The sequence below is a fragment of the Pedobacter chinensis genome, from assembly GCF_003339865.1.
Lineage (GTDB): Bacteria > Bacteroidota > Bacteroidia > Sphingobacteriales > Sphingobacteriaceae > Pedobacter > Pedobacter chinensis.
On sequence record NZ_QPKV01000008.1, the window covers coordinates 81,831 to 97,346 of the forward strand.

At 37.8% G+C, this 15,516-nt stretch carries 13 protein-coding genes; 11 read left to right on the forward strand and 2 right to left on the reverse strand.

Going from position 1 to position 15,516, the window contains the following annotated elements; translation table 11 throughout:
- Positions 1-14: 14 nt before the first annotated feature.
- Together bglX and DU508_RS18145 are read left to right on the forward strand one after the other, a co-directional pair.
- Positions 15-2,309 carry a beta-glucosidase BglX gene (gene bglX / locus DU508_RS18140; protein WP_115404186.1) on the forward strand — a complete coding sequence of 765 codons (2,295 nt, stop codon included), beginning with the start codon at positions 15-17 and terminating at the stop codon, positions 2,307-2,309.
- A gap of 231 nt (positions 2,310-2,540) precedes the next feature.
- Positions 2,541-3,323: a carboxylesterase family protein gene (locus DU508_RS18145; protein WP_115404187.1), complete on the forward strand. Its 783-nt coding sequence runs from the start codon at positions 2,541-2,543 to the stop codon at positions 3,321-3,323.
- Between the two features lie 385 nt (positions 3,324-3,708).
- Here DU508_RS18145 and DU508_RS18150 read toward each other — a convergent pair whose 3' ends face one another.
- Both DU508_RS18150 and DU508_RS18155 read right to left on the reverse strand, forming a co-directional pair.
- Complete coding sequence (locus DU508_RS18150; RefSeq protein WP_115404188.1) at positions 3,709-4,437, reverse strand: YebC/PmpR family DNA-binding transcriptional regulator; 729 nt, start codon at positions 4,435-4,437, stop codon at positions 3,709-3,711.
- Between the two features lie 105 nt (positions 4,438-4,542).
- Positions 4,543-5,487 (reverse strand): NAD-dependent epimerase/dehydratase family protein, encoded by a 945-nt coding sequence (locus tag DU508_RS18155; protein WP_115404189.1) that lies wholly within the window; start codon positions 5,485-5,487, stop codon positions 4,543-4,545.
- 494 nt (positions 5,488-5,981) lie between these two features.
- Here DU508_RS18155 and DU508_RS18160 point away from each other — a divergent pair, with 494 nt between their 5' ends.
- The 9 genes from DU508_RS18160 (at position 5,982) to DU508_RS18200 (ending at position 15,516) form a co-directional block, all read left to right on the forward strand.
- Complete coding sequence (locus DU508_RS18160; protein ID WP_115404190.1) at positions 5,982-6,566, forward strand: gluconate 2-dehydrogenase subunit 3 family protein; 585 nt, start codon at positions 5,982-5,984, stop codon at positions 6,564-6,566.
- Between the two features lie 26 nt (positions 6,567-6,592).
- The gene (locus DU508_RS18165; RefSeq protein ID WP_199562742.1) at positions 6,593-8,293 is read left to right on the forward strand and encodes a GMC oxidoreductase; all 1,701 of its coding nucleotides are present in this window, start codon (positions 6,593-6,595) and stop codon (positions 8,291-8,293) included.
- A gap of 78 nt (positions 8,294-8,371) precedes the next feature.
- Positions 8,372-9,529: a Gfo/Idh/MocA family protein gene (locus tag DU508_RS18170; protein ID WP_115404192.1), complete on the forward strand. Its 1,158-nt coding sequence runs from the start codon at positions 8,372-8,374 to the stop codon at positions 9,527-9,529.
- Positions 9,530-9,538: 9 nt separating this feature from the next.
- Complete coding sequence (locus DU508_RS18175; protein WP_115404193.1) at positions 9,539-10,597, forward strand: sugar phosphate isomerase/epimerase family protein; 1,059 nt, start codon at positions 9,539-9,541, stop codon at positions 10,595-10,597.
- Positions 10,598-10,607: 10 nt separating this feature from the next.
- On the forward strand, positions 10,608-10,988 hold the full coding sequence (locus tag DU508_RS18180; protein ID WP_115404194.1) for a c-type cytochrome: 381 nt from the start codon (positions 10,608-10,610) through the stop codon (positions 10,986-10,988).
- Between the two features lie 31 nt (positions 10,989-11,019).
- Complete coding sequence (locus DU508_RS18185; protein WP_115404195.1) at positions 11,020-12,477, forward strand: Gfo/Idh/MocA family protein; 1,458 nt, start codon at positions 11,020-11,022, stop codon at positions 12,475-12,477.
- 84 nt (positions 12,478-12,561) lie between these two features.
- Positions 12,562-13,242 carry a 3-keto-disaccharide hydrolase gene (locus DU508_RS18190; RefSeq protein WP_115404294.1) on the forward strand — a complete coding sequence of 227 codons (681 nt, stop codon included), beginning with the start codon at positions 12,562-12,564 and terminating at the stop codon, positions 13,240-13,242.
- A gap of 145 nt (positions 13,243-13,387) precedes the next feature.
- Positions 13,388-14,629 (forward strand): nucleoside permease, encoded by a 1,242-nt coding sequence (locus DU508_RS18195; RefSeq protein ID WP_115404196.1) that lies wholly within the window; start codon positions 13,388-13,390, stop codon positions 14,627-14,629.
- A 2-nt stretch (positions 14,630-14,631) separates the two neighbouring features.
- Positions 14,632-15,516: a hydroxypyruvate isomerase family protein gene (locus tag DU508_RS18200; protein ID WP_115404197.1), complete on the forward strand. Its 885-nt coding sequence runs from the start codon at positions 14,632-14,634 to the stop codon at positions 15,514-15,516.

Sequence of the window (15,516 nt, forward strand, 5' to 3'; positions counted from 1 at the left end):
TTAAATACACTATAATGAAAAAAATAATTTCCATCCTTTTGTTTGTAGCTCTGGCCAATTCCATTTTAGCACAATCCCAAAAACCTGTTTCAGCCGAAGAGGTTAAGATGAATACATTCATCAATAACCTGATGGCTAAAATGACAATCGACGAAAAAATAGGTCAGTTGAATTTGCCCAGTTCTGGTGATATCACAACCGGACAAGCAAATAGCAGCGATATCGGTAAAAAAATCAAAGATGGTCAGGTTGGTGGTTTGTTCAACATTAAAGGTGTTGATAAAATCAGGGCGGTACAAAAAGTTGCGGTAGAAAATAGTAGAATGAAAATTCCTTTGCTGTTTGGCATGGATGTTATTCATGGTTACAACACCGTTTTCCCTATCCCGTTAGGTATGAGTTGTACCTGGGATATGGATGCCGTTCAAAAATCGGCAAGGGTTGCTGCCATTGAAGCGAGTGCAAGTGGAATTAACTGGACATTCTCGCCTATGGTTGATATTTCCCGTGATCCGCGTTGGGGAAGGATTTCTGAAGGAAGTGGAGAAGATGCTTATCTGGGTTCTAAAATTGCCGCTGCAATGGTTAAAGGTTATCAGGGCAAATTACAGGCTAATAACGAAATTCTGGCCTGCGTAAAACATTATGCCTTATACGGAGCTGCTGAGGCTGGTAGAGATTATAATACCACAGATATGAGTAAAGTACGAATGTACAATGAGTATTTTCCACCATATAAAGCCGCTGTAGATGCAGGTGCGGCTAGTATTATGGCCTCTTTTAATGAAGTTGACGGGATTCCGGCAACAGGAAGCAAATGGTTAATGACTGAAGTTTTACGTAACCAATGGGGCTTTAAAGGTTTCGTGGTAACTGACTATACCGGTATTCCGGAAATGATTGCGCATGGCATGGGTGATTTGCAAACTGTTTCTGCCTTAGCTTTAAATGCCGGTATTGATATGGATATGGTTGGCGAAGGTTTTTTAGGCACATTGAAAAAATCTTTGGCAGAGAAAAAAGTTAGTGTTGACCAAATTAACAGGGCTTGCCGTTTAATTCTTCAGGCAAAATATAAATTAGGATTATTTACTGATCCATATAAATTTTGTGATGCACAAAGAGCTGAAAAAGAAGTTTTCAATGCAGAAAATCGTCAGGTTGCCCGTGAAATTTCAGCAGAAAGTTTCGTCTTGCTTAAAAATAACAATAACCTTCTTCCACTTAAAAAAACAGGAACAATTGGCTTAATTGGTCCATTGGCAGATAACACGGCAAATATGTATGGTACTTGGAGTGTTGCAGCGTTATTTGATCAATCAGTAACGGTTTTACAGGGTTTAAAAAATGCTTTAGGCGCTGATGCTAAAATTTTAACCGCTCGTGGCGCAAATTTCCTTGCCGATTCAACAATGGAACACCGCTATGTAAATGTTCATAACCCCACGTATAAACGCGATTCAAGATCTGAAGCCGATATGATTAAAGAGGCTTTAGAAGTAGCTAAAAAATCAGATGTGATTGTAGCTACAATTGGTGAAGGCTCTGAATTTACCGGAGAAGCAAGCAGTGTAACAGATATTCAAATTCCTGAAACGCAGAAAAACTTATTAAAAGCTTTGGCAAAAACAGGAAAACCAATTGTTTTGGTGTTATTTACTGGTCGTCCATTGGCACTAAAATGGGAAGAAGAAAATATTCCAGCTATTTTGAATGTTTGGTTCCCGGGCAGCGAAGCAGGAAATTCTATTGCTGATGTTCTTTTTGGAAAAGTAAATCCATCAGGTAAATTAAGCACAACTTTTCCTCAAAATGTAGGTCAGGTGCCACTTTATTATGCACATAAAAACACTGGTCGCCCGTTAGCAGAGGGCAAATGGTTTGAGAAATTCCGTTCCAATTATTTAGATGTAAGTAACGATCCTTTATATCCTTTTGGATTTGGTTTAAGTTATACCACCTTCAGTTATAGTGATGTTAAATTAAGTTCAAATACTTTAACCAAAGGCAAATCGATTACCGCTTCGGTTACGCTAAGCAATACCGGTAAATATGATGGAAAAGAAGTTGTACAACTTTATATCCGTGATTTGGTAGGTAGCATTACTCGTCCGGTTAAAGAATTAAAAGGTTTCCAAAAAGTGAGTTTGAAAGCTGGGGAAAGCAAAACGATTAGTTTTAACCTTACTGAAGATGATCTTAAATTCTATAATTCTAATTTAAAATTTGTTGCAGAACCAGGCGATTTTAAAGTATTCATTGGCACAAATTCCAGAGATGTAAAAGAAGCATCTTTTACATTAAAATAATTACAACAGCTTTGATAACATTAATATAAAAACTATTTAAAAATGACTTGTCGGCTTTATAATTCAGCGAAGACACATACCTCGGCTCGGGCATATCTAAGGCGTAAAGTCATGCTGGCCAAAACTAAGATTAAAACCAAAAATAATTGTTTAATTATCAAGCTAAAGGTTACAGATTTATTATAAACCCTGTGCCATTGTAAAATGGTCAGGGTTTTATATTTTTGTTTTATGAAGAAAATTTTTCTAAGCATCTGCATTCTCTTTTCGATTATCACTTTAAACGCTCAGGATCTAAAAAAATATGATCGTGGAAATTTTATAAAAGGAAAAGATTCCATCTATTACAGAATTCTCTTTCCGGAGAATTTTAACCCCACACAAAAATATCCTATCCTATTTGTATTACATGGCCGCGGAGAAAGTGGAAAAGACAATGAGAAACAGTTAACACATGGTGCTAAACTGTTTTTAAAAGATGATATCAGAAAAAAATTCCCTGCAATTATTGTTTTTCCTCAATGTCCTGTAGAAAGTTATTGGGCAAACGTGAATATTACAAGCAATGATAAAGGCAAAAGAAATTTCAGCTTTGTTGAAGGTGGCAAACCAACTGCTGCTATGCATGCGTTGCAACGAATGGTTAAAGATTTTTTGAAAAAGCCATTTGTAAACAAAGAACAGGTTTATGTGGGTGGTTTATCCATGGGAGGAATGGGCACTTATGAGCTGTTAAGAAGACAACGTAAAACATTTGCTGCTGCCTTTGCAATCTGTGGCGGAGACAACACCAATAACATCAAAAAATATCAGCATATCCCCCTTTGGATTTTTCATGGTGGAAAAGATGACATTGTTGATCCGGCTTTTTCAATGGCTATTGCCGAAAGATTAAAAACAGTAGGTAAAGAGGTAAAATTCACACTTTATCCAAACGCAAATCACAATAGCTGGGATTCAGCTTTCGCAGAACCAGAATTGCTGCCATGGTTGTTTAGTCATAAAAAGAATTGATTTTGCAGATCAGTATCGATCTGAAAATAGTCATTTACAATTAAGGACATTAAGCCCCTCTGCTTAATGTTGTTAATTTCTCAATGGTGATAAAAGCATGAGATTTTTATTCTGAACATATCATTTATCTTCCTACACTCATACCCTATCGTGTGACACATATATTCTTCAGGCTATGCTTGTTGCGCCGTCATTCCCACGCAGGTGGGAACCTTGAAGCCTTTGCTATTTAAAAACACATTAAGAAAATCAAATCAAAATGGGCATGACATACAATGCTAATGATGTGTCCGCACGATGGGCTTTAGCAAAAATGATAGATTAATATACAAAAAAGGCCTGAAGAAAAATCTTCAAGCCTTTTTTGTATAACCAGGTAATTTAACTACTCGGCCATATTATGATAAACCGCTTGTACGTCGTCATCCTCCTCTAACTTGTCAATCAGCTTCAAAACATCAGCAGCCTGCTCTTCCGTAACTTCGTGATGAGATAGCGCAATACGTTCCAATTTTGAGCTTTTTAATTCGATGCCCTTTTCTTCCAAAGCCTTTTGTAATGATCCAAAATTCTCGAATGCACCTTGTGCAACCGCTACATCATTTCCCTCTTCATCAGCCTCTACATATAATTCCTCTAAACCAGCATCAATTAATTCGAATTCTAATTCTTCTAAATCCAAATCTTCAGCAGGTACAAAACGGAAAACCGATTTGCGGTTGAAAACAAAATCCAATGACCCTGTTTTACCCAACGTGCCATTGGTTTTATTAAAATAACTGCGAACATTGGCAACCGTACGGTTTGTATTATCAGTTGCTGTTTCAATCAGTACAGCAACTCCATGAGGCGCATAACCTTCGTAAACAATTTCCTCATAGTTTGCCAACGATTTATCAGAAGCACGTTTAATGGCTGCCTCCACCCTATCTTTTGGCATGTTTACAGCTTTTGCATTTTGCATTGCTGTACGCAGACGGGAATTGGTTTCAGGATGTGGTCCTGATTCCTTAACCGCCATTACAATATCCTTACCAATACGTGTAAATTGAACCGCCATTTTGGCCCAACGCTTAAATTTTCTTTCTTTTCTAAATTCGAATGCTCTTCCCATTTTTTTAGTATCCAGGGTAGGTTAACTGTTAGTTTTAAATCGGTTAACTGATGTACAATGACGATTCAAACAATTAATCAATTAAAACAGTTAAACCATTACACCTTATTTTTTTAAATTATTTAACATATCTGTGGTCATTTTCGATAAATCGAACTCTGGTTTCCATCCCCAATCTTTTGCAGCAAAATTATCGTCAATAGAGCGTGGCCAGCTGTTTGCAATTTGCTGGCGAGGATCACTATCGGCGTAAGTTAAAGTAAAATCCGGAATATGTTTTCTGATTTCAGCCGCTAAAACCTCAGGTGTAAAACTTACCCCGGCAAAGTTATAACTACTTCTAACAGAAATCTGATCGGCTGGTGCATCCATTAATTCAATTGTACCGCGAATAGCATCATCCATATACATCATTGGTAATTCCGTTTCGGCACTTAAAAAGCTTTGATAACTCCCCTTTTTTAAGGCCTCATGAAAAATATGAATGGCATAATCTGTTGTTCCACCTCCGGGAGCTGCTTTCCAGCTGATTAAACCCGGATAACGGATACTGCGAACATCCAACCCATATTTTTGATTATAATATTCACACCAACGTTCTCCTGCCAGTTTGCTAATTCCATAAACAGTATTTGGATCCATTACGCAATATTGCGAAGTATTATCTTTAGGAGAATTCGGTCCAAAAACAGCTATAGAACTTGGCCAATAAACTTTAGCAACCTTGTATTCCAAAGCTAAATCCAATACGTTCAAAAGACCATTCATATTTAAATCCCATGCCAATTTAGGGTTTTGCTCTCCTGTTGCTGATAATAATGCAGCCAAAAGATAAACCTGTGTTGGCTTATACTTTTTGAAAATGCCGTTAATCATCTCCTTATCCAGAACGTTTACAAACTCAAATGGCGCAGAATTTTTGATATCATAATCTGGTCGGCGAATATCACATGCAACTACATGATCATCACCATATATTTTACGTAACATGGTAACCAGTTCGGTACCAATTTGCCCATTAGAGCCTAAAACAATAATTTTTTCCTGCATAATTTTTTAGAGATTGAGCAAAGGTAAAAAAATGGGACAAAAGGCTATAAAATTTTTACACTAAGTACATAGCTGAAGATATTAATACCTGTAAAAAAGTAAATGCTTTAATTTAATGTTTATGCTGATTTATATTTTTACTAAAAGATATTTGATTAAAAACATTCTTGGGTGCATGTGGAAATTATAATTACTTTAAAAGAAAGGCTTATTTTAAAATAATTTTTAACTGACGAAGAATAGGAACAAATTCTTAGGCAAGAAATACATTTATGTAGAGTTAATGTATTATTTACACGAAGTAAATCACATATAAAAAATAAATTTAAACATGCATGAGGCATGAAAACAACAGCTATTTAGAATAATTCTACGCAGTAACAATCGCATTGCAGATGAGATTTTTAAATGGGCAGAGTTGATTTTTCCGTTATATTTTTTCTAATATTACTAATTCAACGCATGATAATCAATATAAAAAAATCATAAAAACGATGCACAGAAGAGAAGCACTCAAAAACGTCGCATTTTTGCTGGGAGGAGCCATCTCAGCAAGTACAATGGGCGTTCTGTTTGAAAGTTTTACGCTCCCTGAAAATGAAAAAAACTTTGTATCATTCTCTATACAGGATGAAAAGATTTTTGCTGAATTTGCTAACATTATTGTTCCGACCACAAAATCATCTCCAGGTGCTAAAGCTGCTGGTTTGGGAAAATTCATCCCGATGATGATGCAAGATTGTTATCCCGCAAAAATGCAAACCTCTTTTGCAAAAGGCTTTAAAGAACTTCAGGATAAATCAACCACCGATTTAGGTAAGAACTACATGAATTTGACTGTTGGCGAGCGCACCAAATTAATGGTCGATTTAAGATTAATGTCGATTGCTCAAAAAGAAACCAAATCAGAAGAAAATCAAGATCTGGTTTACTTTTTCATAACAGCCAGAGATTTAACTTTATTGGGCTATTATGCATCGGAAATTGGTTGCACCCAGGCGCGTGAATATGTGGCCATCCCAGGCCGATATGATGGCGGAACAACCCTTAAGCCAGGGCAAAAATCCTGGGCAACCTAATCTAACCATACAACGAACAAAACATCATGAATTTAAATACAAATTTAAAAGCAGAGAATACTTACGATGCTATTGTTATAGGATCGGGCATTAGTGGCGGCTGGGCTGCAAAAGAACTTACTGAAAAAGGCCTGCGCGTTTTAATGCTCGAAAGAGGAATGAATGTTGAGCATATCACAGGTTATGAATCGGCCATGAAAAACCCCTGGGAATTTAAACATGCCGGTAAATTGACCGAAGAGCAAAAACGTACCCACCCTGTACAAAAAAGAGATTATCCATACCAGGAAGCAAACGAAAAATGGTGGGTTAACGATTTGGAATGTCCTTACACTGAAGATAAACGTTTCGATTGGTATCGTGGTTTCCATGTGGGGGGTAAATCACTAATGTGGGGACGCCAAAGTTATAGATTAAGTGATCATAATTTTGAAGATAATGCAAAAGACGGGCATGGAAATGACTGGCCTGTTCGTTATGCAGAGCTTTCTCCCTGGTACGATTATGCCGAGCGTTTTGCGGGCATTAGTGGTTCCAGTGAAAATTGGCCAACGTGTCCTGATGGACAGTTTTTACCTCCAATGGATCTTAACATTGTAGAGAAATCAGTAAAAAAACGCATAGAAGAGCATTATAACAGAGAACGTATTATGATGATTGGTCGTGTGGCCAATCTTACTGTTCCTCATAAAGGCCGTGGAAACTGTCAATACAGAAATTTATGTAGCCGTGGTTGTCCTTTTGGAGCGTACTTCTCTACACAATCTTCTACACTGCCTGCGGCCATGGCAACAAAACGCCTTACTCTTCGGCCATATTCTATTGTGAACCATATCATTTATGATAAGGACACGAAGAAAGCAAAAGGAGTAATGGTAATTGATGCAGAAACCAATAAAACAATGGAGTTTTATGCCAAGATCATCTTTGTTAATGGCTCTACTTTAGGATCAACGTTCATCTTATTAAACTCTACTTCTGAAGCTCATCCAAACGGTTTAGGAAATGGCAGTGGCCAGTTAGGACATAATTTAATGGACCATCATTTCCGTTGCGGAGCATCTGGCGAGGCAGAAGGATTTGATGATAAATATACCTACGGCCGCCGCGCAAACGGAATTTATGTGCCGAGATATCAAAACATTGGAAATGATAAACGCGATTATTTACGCGGTTTTGGTTATCAGGGTGGCGCCAGCAGAAGCAACTGGCAAAATGATGTTGCCGAGTTATCGTTTGGTTCAGGACTTAAAGAAAAAATGACCAAGCCAGGTAAATGGACCATGGGATTGGGTGGTTTTGGAGAGATGTTACCTTACTATGAAAACAAGGTTTACATTGATAAAACCAAAAAAGATAAGTGGGGACAGCCGGTATTAGCCATTGATTGCGAATACAAAGAAAATGAGAAAAAAATGCGGGTTGATATGATGAATGATGCCGCAGAAATGCTCGAAAAGGCAGGCATGAAAAACATCAGGACGTATGATAACGGATGTTATCCTGGAATGGCCATTCACGAAATGGGAACAGCCAGAATGGGTAACGATCCTAAAAATTCTGTTTTAAATAAATGGAATCAAATGCACGAAGTTAACAATGTTTTTGTAACCGATGGATCCTGCATGCCGTCTATTGCTTGTCAAAACCCATCGTTAACTTTTATGGCTTTAACGGCTCGTGCTGCAGATTACGCGGTTAAAGAGCTTAAGAAAAACAACATTTAGAGCGGTATAAGGTATAAGGCTTGAGGTGTAGGGTATAAATCCAGTGCCTTAAGCCTTAAGCCCTAAACCCTAAACCTTATGAAAAGAAAATTAAGAATGGGCATGATAGGCGGTGGAAAAGACGCATTTATCGGTGCCGTACATCGCTTAGCTGCTAACATGGATGGATTAATTGAACTATCTGCCGGAGCACTGAGTGTTAACCCTGAAGTTGGGTATGAATCCGGAAAATTGCTTTTCCTTCCAGATCATAAAATATATAAGAGTTACGAAGAAATGATTCAGCAGGAAAGTGAATTGCCAGCTGATGAAAAAATTGATTTTGTAACAATAGTAACCCCAAACTTTGCTCACTTTGCTCCTGCAATGATGGCGCTTGAGCATGGTTTTAATGTGGTTATTGAAAAACCAATGACCCTTACTTTGGATGAAGCTAAACAGCTGAAAGCCAAAGTAGATGAAACTGGCTTAACGCTTTGCTTAACGCATACCTATGCTGGCTACCCTATGGTTAAACAAGCTAAGCAAATGGTGCGTGAGGGCGTATTGGGCGAAATCAGAAAAATCATGGTAGAATATTCTCAAGGCTGGCTGAGTACATTGTCTGAACGTGAGGGTAATGCACAGGCAGCCTGGCGTACTGATCCGTCTAAAACCGGAAAAAGTGGTAGCATGGGCGATATAGGTACGCATGCAGCCCATCTTGCAGAATATATCTCCGGATTAAAAATCACTAAAATCTGCGCTGACCTGAACATTGTTGTTCCGGGAAGAGCAATTGACGATGACGGAAACGTATTGCTTAAATTTGATAATGGATCAAACGGTGTTTTAATTGCTTCGCAAATTGCAGCAGGAGAAGAAAATGCCTTAAAAATAAAAATTTACGGCGAGAAAGGCGGTATGGAATGGCATCAGATGGAGCCTAATACTTTAATTGTAAAATGGTTAAACGAACCTGCTCAAATTTATAGAACCGGAAATGGTTATATGGGCAATTTTGCAAAATACAACACGCGTACACCAGGCGGACATCCAGAAGGTTATTTAGAGGCCTTTGCCAACATTTACAAAAATTTCGCGTTAACAGTAAATGCTAAGCTAAACCATGAACAACCTACGGCTGAAATGCTCGATTTCCCTACTGCAGAAGATGGCGTACGTGGCATGGCGTTTATCGAAAACGTGGTAAACTCCAGCAAATCAGACCAAAAATGGTTCGATTATAAAATTTAAGATTCAGACATGACAACTTTAAAAGGACCAGGAGTATTTCTAGCTCAGTTTATTGGTAATGAAGCTCCTTTTAATTCTTTAGATAATATATGTGAATGGGCCGCAGGTTTAGGTTTCAAAGGCATTCAAATGCCAACGCTGGATACCAGATTTATCGACCTTCAAAAAGCGGCAGAAAGTAAAACTTATGCTGATGAACTAAAAGGCAAAATTGCATCTTATGGCCTGGAAATCACAGAACTTTCTACACACCTGCAAGGTCAGTTAGTTGCTGTTCATCCTGCATACGATGATTTATTTGATGCCTTTGCTCCAAAAGAACTTCATAAAAACCCGAAAGCCAGAACGGAATGGGCTGTACAACAGTTAAAATACGCGGCTAAAGCATCACAAAACTTAGGTTTAAATGCCCATGCTACTTTTAGTGGTTCATTACTTTGGCAATATTTCCATCCATGGCCTCAACGCCCTTCCGGTCTGGTAGAAGAAGGATTTGCAGAATTAGCAAAACGCTGGACACCAATATTAAATGAATTTGATCATTGCGGAGTTGATGTTTGTTATGAAATCCATCCAGGAGAAGATCTATTTGATGGAGAAACTTACGAAATGTTCTTGGCAGCCGTAAATAATCATTCCCGGGCATGCTTATTGTATGATCCATCTCACTTTGTATTACAACAATTGGATTATATTCAATATATCGATTTTTATCATGAAAGAATCAAAGCTTTTCATGTAAAAGATGCAGAATTTAATCCAACAGGTAAACAAGGTACCTTCGGTGGTTACCAAAGTTGGGCAAACAGAGCGGGCAGATATCGTTCACCTGGCGATGGGCAAGTCGATTTTAAAACCATTTTTAGTAAGTTGGCTCAATACGACTTTAAAGGTTGGGCCGTTATGGAATGGGAATGTTGTATAAAAAATCAGGAAGATGGTGCCCGTGAAGGTTCAGAATTTATTCAGAAACACATCATTAATGTAACAGAAAAAGCATTTGATGATTTTGCAGCATCGGGCAGTGATAGCGCTTTCAACAAAAAAATATTAGGATTACAAGATTAACAACACACACATGAAAAAAACATTTTTAGGTTTAGGCGCAATAGTAATATTTATGGCGTCTTTTTCGAAAGCTGATTCAGAGAAGGAGAAACTTGCAGTTGCAACCGTAACACCAATCAATCACGAATTTCAAATGAGCGCCGGCGAAAAACTGATCAACAAATCAGATTGTATTGGCTGCCATAATAAAGTGAATAAAATTATCGGCCCATCTTACGTAGAAATCGCTAAAAAATATCCGGCAACAGAAAAAAACATTAACTATTTAGCCGATAAAATTATTAAAGGCGGTACAGGTGTTTGGGGAACAATGCCCATGACAGCACACGCAACACTGAAACCAGCTGATGCTAAACTCATGGTAAAATATATTTTATCTTTAAAAAAATAAGTAAAAAACAGTTTAAACCTCAGAAACTACAATGAAAACAGAGCAAGAAAATAAGAACACGACTAACCGACGTGATTTTATTAAAACAAGCGCCATTGCCGCTGCAGCATTTATGATTGTTCCACGCCATGTTTTAGGTGGACAAGGCTTTTTAGCCCCTAGCGATCGTTTATTGGTAGCAGGTATTGGCGTTGGCGGCAAAGGACAAAGCGATATTGCCATGTTCGCTAAAAGCGGGAAAGCCGATATCGCATTCTTATGCGATGTAGATGATCGCCGTGCGGCAGCCAGTATCAAAGCATTCCCTAAAGCGAAGTATTATAAAGATTATCGCGAAATGCTTGATAAAGAGCACAAAAATTTCGATGCTGTTTCAGTGTCTACTCCAGATCATAACCATGCCATTCAAGCTTTGGCCGCTATGCAGTTGGGTAAACACGTATATGTGCAAAAACCTTTAACTCATGATATTTATGAAGCTCGTATTTTAACAGCAGCAGCTAAAAAATACAAAGTAGTAACCCAAATGGGTAATCAGGGAGCATCTAATGATGGCCCTCGCCAAATGAAAGAGTGGTACGAAGCTGGTTTGATTGGTGATGTACATACAGTTTACGCCTGGACTAACCGCCCCGTGTGGCCTCAGGGTATTCCATGGCCTGATAAAAAGGCAGAAATTCCAAAAGAATTGGATTGGAATTTATGGTTGGGTACTGCTCCTGATAAAGACTATGTAGATAAATTGGTTCCATTTAACTGGCGCGGCTGGTGGGATTATGGGACTGGTGCATTAGGCGATATGGGCTGTCATTTAATCGAGGCTCCATTTAGTGTTCTTAACCTGAAATATGCCAAAGAAGTTGAAGCCAGTGTGGGTTCTGTATATGTTGATGAGTTTAAACGCGGATATTTTCCGGAAAGCTGTCCTCCATCAAGCCATGTTACCTTAAAATTTCCTAAAACAGATAAAACCAAAGGCGATGTTACTTTACACTGGATGGATGGTGGTATCCAACCAGAGCGCCCGGCAGAATTAGAAGCTAATGAAACTTTTGGCGATGGCGGAAATGGTACATTGTTCATCGGTACAAAAGGCAAAATGATGTCAGAAACTTATAGTGCAAATCCAAAATTATTGCCTTTAAGCAGAAATAACGATATCAAAGTAAAAGAAAAATATGCTCGTGTAAAAGATGGCGCAAATGGTCATTATGCACAATGGGTAGAAGCTGCAATTGCGGGTTACGGCAAACAAGAAGTGAGTTCTCCATTCGAAATTGCCGGTCCATTAACCGAGGCTTTATTAATGGCAAACCTGGCAATAAGAAGCTTTGATATTAAAAAATCGGTTAACGGGAAAGATTCTTATCCAGGAAGATACATGAAAATGCTTTGGGATAATGATAATATGAAGATTACCAATTTTGATGAAGCAAACCAGTTTGTAAAACGCGAATACCGTAAAGGCTGGAATAACTTAACTCTTTAATAAAAAACACTCGTCTTTGCGAGGCACAAAGCAGCTGGTTTAAAAGATTGCTTCGTGCCTCGCAATAATGGAAATACAAAAACAATGAAAAAACTCATCCTTTCTGCCTGCATTTTATTGGCAATTACTCAAATATCAAAAGCTCAAAAAGGTTTCAAATCTTTATTTGACGGTAAAACAACAACTGGTTGGCATACTTATAATAAAAGTACTGTTGGTAGTGCATGGCAAGTTCAAGATGGAGCTTTACATTTAGATCCAAAAACTAAAGGAAAAGACGGAGGTGGTGATTTAGTAACCGATAAGGAATACAAAAATTTCCATTTAAAGTATGAATGGAAAATTGCACCAAAAGGAAACAGCGGACTTATTTTCTATGTTCATGAAGAGCCAAAATATCATGCAACCTACTCAACAGGATTAGAAATGCAGGTTTTGGATAATGATGGCCATCCTGATGGAAAGATTACTAAACACCGTGCTGGCGATTTGTACGACCTGGTTCAAAGCTCATCAGAACCTGTTAAACCTGTTGGAGAATGGAACAAAGCAGAAATCATTAGCAACGAAGGAAACTTAACCCTTATTTTAAATGGCGTTGAAGTTGTAAAAACCACTCTTTGGGATGAAAACTGGAAAAACCTAGTCGCCGGAAGCAAATTTGCCACATGGGAAAACTGGGGAACCTTCACATCTGGAAAAATTGCATTGCAAGATCATGGAGATGAGGTTTGGTACAAAAATATATCAATTAAAGAATTATGATGTAAATATGGTTAGGGTTTAGTGTTTAGAGATTAGGGACGAAAGGAATTCAGAAAGTACCCGTCACAAGGCTTGAACTATTCTAAACACTAACCTTACCACTTCTAAACGCTAACCACTAAACCAAATAACCAATATAAACCAAATGAATAGCACTACTCGCTTTAAACTTTCAACCATGATGTTCCTGGAATTTTTTATCTGGGGCGCCTGGTTTGTAACACTGGGAACTTTCTTAGGTAATAATTTAAAAGCTACCGGAGCAGAAACCGGAGCTGTATTTTCAACCCAATCATGGGGTGCAATCATTGCCCCGTTTATTGTTGGTTTAATTGCAGATCGATATTTCAATGCGGAAAGAATTTTGGGTGTTTTACATATTATTGGAGCAATTTTAATGTACCAAATGTATAATGCTACAGATATAAGTATCTTTTATCCTTATGTTTTAGGTTATATGATTTTGTTCATGCCCACTCTTGCATTGGTAAACTCAGTTTCTTTCAATCAAATGAAAGATCCCGAAAAAGAATTTTCTTCTATTCGGATTTGGGGTACCCTTGGCTGGATTGCTGCTGGTTTATTAATTAGCTACTTCTTCCATTGGGATTCGCAGGAAGGTACAACAGCAGGATTATTGAAAAACACTTTCTTAATGGCCGGAATTGTTTCATTGGCACTAGGGTTATTCAGTTTTATTTTACCTAAAACACCTCCAAAGGTTTCATCAGATGAAAAAATAAAAATTTCAGATGTATTAGGACTTGATGCCTTGAAATTATTAAAAGACAGAAATTTTCTAATATTCTTTATTTCTTCCATTTTAATCTGTATTCCATTAGCCTTCTATTATCAAAATGCCAACCCATTCCTTTCTAATATTGGTATGGATAATCCAACCGGAAAAATGACGATTGGTCAGGCTTCAGAAGTTATTTTCCTGTTATTTATTCCAATATTCTTTAAACGTTTTGGTTTTAAAATGACCATTTTGGTTGGTATGTTAGCCTGGGCTGTCCGTTATGCTTTATTTGCTTATGGAAATGCCGGCGAATTAAGCTTTATGCTAATTTTAGGAATTGCTTTACATGGCGTTTGTTATGATTTCTTCTTTGTGTCCGGTCAAATTTATACCAATTCGAAAGCCGGAGAAAGATTTAAAAGTTCAGCTCAGGGATTAATTACCTTGGCCACATATGGTGTAGGGATGCTGATTGGCTTTGCTGTAGCTGGTAAAATATCTGATGTTTATAAGGCAACAGATGGTACAATGGACTGGAAAATGATTTGGATCATTCCTGCAGGCATAGCTTTGGTTGTTTTCATTCTCTTTGCTTTAGTATTTAATGATAAAACAAAATCAGAGATAGAACCCAATTCCTTGTAGGCATGTCTTCAACACTAAACAGACGAAATGCTTTAAAAAACATCATCGCAGAATCTGCTGCGATTGGTGTTTCTTCCGGGATTTCAACGCTTGCTATGGAAAAACATCAAACAAATCTACCTTTAAAGGGGAATATTAATCATTCGGTTTGCCGTTGGTGTTTTAGTGATTTTGATTTGGAAAAACTTTGCCTTGAGGCGAAAAAAATAGGCTTAACCGGGATTGACCTGGTTGGACCAAAAGACTGGCCAATACTTAAAAAACACGGCTTAGAATCAACCATGTGCAATGGTGCCGAAATTAATTTAGTTGATGGGTTTAATGATAAAAAACTTCATGAAACCCTGATTAGAAATTATTCGGAAATGATACCACTTGTTGCAAAAGCAGGTTACAAAAATCTGATTTGTTTCAGCGGAAACCGAAGAGGAAAGGATGATGAAACGGGTTGGAACAATTGTGTTGAAGGATTAAAAAAACTGATTCCACTAGCTGAAAAACACAATGTGGTGTTGGTGATGGAGCTCTTAAACAGCAAAGTTGACCATCAAGATTATCAATGCGATAAAACGGCATGGGGAGTTGAGCTATGCAAAAGGTTAGGTTCCGAAAACTTTAAACTGCTTTACGATATCTATCACATGCAAGTTGATGAGGGAGATGTGATTGCAACCATTAAAAACAACCACAAATATATTGCACACTACCATACTGCAGGCGTACCTGGCAGAAATGAAATTGATGAAACGCAGGAATTAAACTACCCTGCAATAATAAAAGCCATTGCCGAAACAGGCTTTAAAGGTTTCGTAGCACAAGAATTTATTCCTAAAAATGCAGATAAATTAGCCTCGCTTAAAAAGGCGATTTCAATTTGTGATATTTAA

Coding starts and splice junctions, on each gene's coding strand:
- bglX (WP_115404186.1), top strand. CDS start 15: ATGAAAAAAATAATTTCCATCCTTTTGTTTGTAGCTCTGGCCAATTCC.
- DU508_RS18145 (WP_115404187.1), top strand. CDS start 2,541: ATGAAGAAAATTTTTCTAAGCATCTGCATTCTCTTTTCGATTATCACT.
- DU508_RS18150 (WP_115404188.1), bottom strand. CDS start 4,437: ATGGGAAGAGCATTCGAATTTAGAAAAGAAAGAAAATTTAAGCGTTGG.
- DU508_RS18155 (WP_115404189.1), bottom strand. CDS start 5,487: ATGCAGGAAAAAATTATTGTTTTAGGCTCTAATGGGCAAATTGGTACC.
- DU508_RS18160 (WP_115404190.1), top strand. CDS start 5,982: ATGCACAGAAGAGAAGCACTCAAAAACGTCGCATTTTTGCTGGGAGGA.
- DU508_RS18165 (WP_199562742.1), top strand. CDS start 6,593: ATGAATTTAAATACAAATTTAAAAGCAGAGAATACTTACGATGCTATT.
- DU508_RS18170 (WP_115404192.1), top strand. CDS start 8,372: ATGAAAAGAAAATTAAGAATGGGCATGATAGGCGGTGGAAAAGACGCA.
- DU508_RS18175 (WP_115404193.1), top strand. CDS start 9,539: ATGACAACTTTAAAAGGACCAGGAGTATTTCTAGCTCAGTTTATTGGT.
- DU508_RS18180 (WP_115404194.1), top strand. CDS start 10,608: ATGAAAAAAACATTTTTAGGTTTAGGCGCAATAGTAATATTTATGGCG.
- DU508_RS18185 (WP_115404195.1), top strand. CDS start 11,020: ATGAAAACAGAGCAAGAAAATAAGAACACGACTAACCGACGTGATTTT.
- DU508_RS18190 (WP_115404294.1), top strand. CDS start 12,562: ATGAAAAAACTCATCCTTTCTGCCTGCATTTTATTGGCAATTACTCAA.
- DU508_RS18195 (WP_115404196.1), top strand. CDS start 13,388: ATGAATAGCACTACTCGCTTTAAACTTTCAACCATGATGTTCCTGGAA.
- DU508_RS18200 (WP_115404197.1), top strand. CDS start 14,632: ATGTCTTCAACACTAAACAGACGAAATGCTTTAAAAAACATCATCGCA.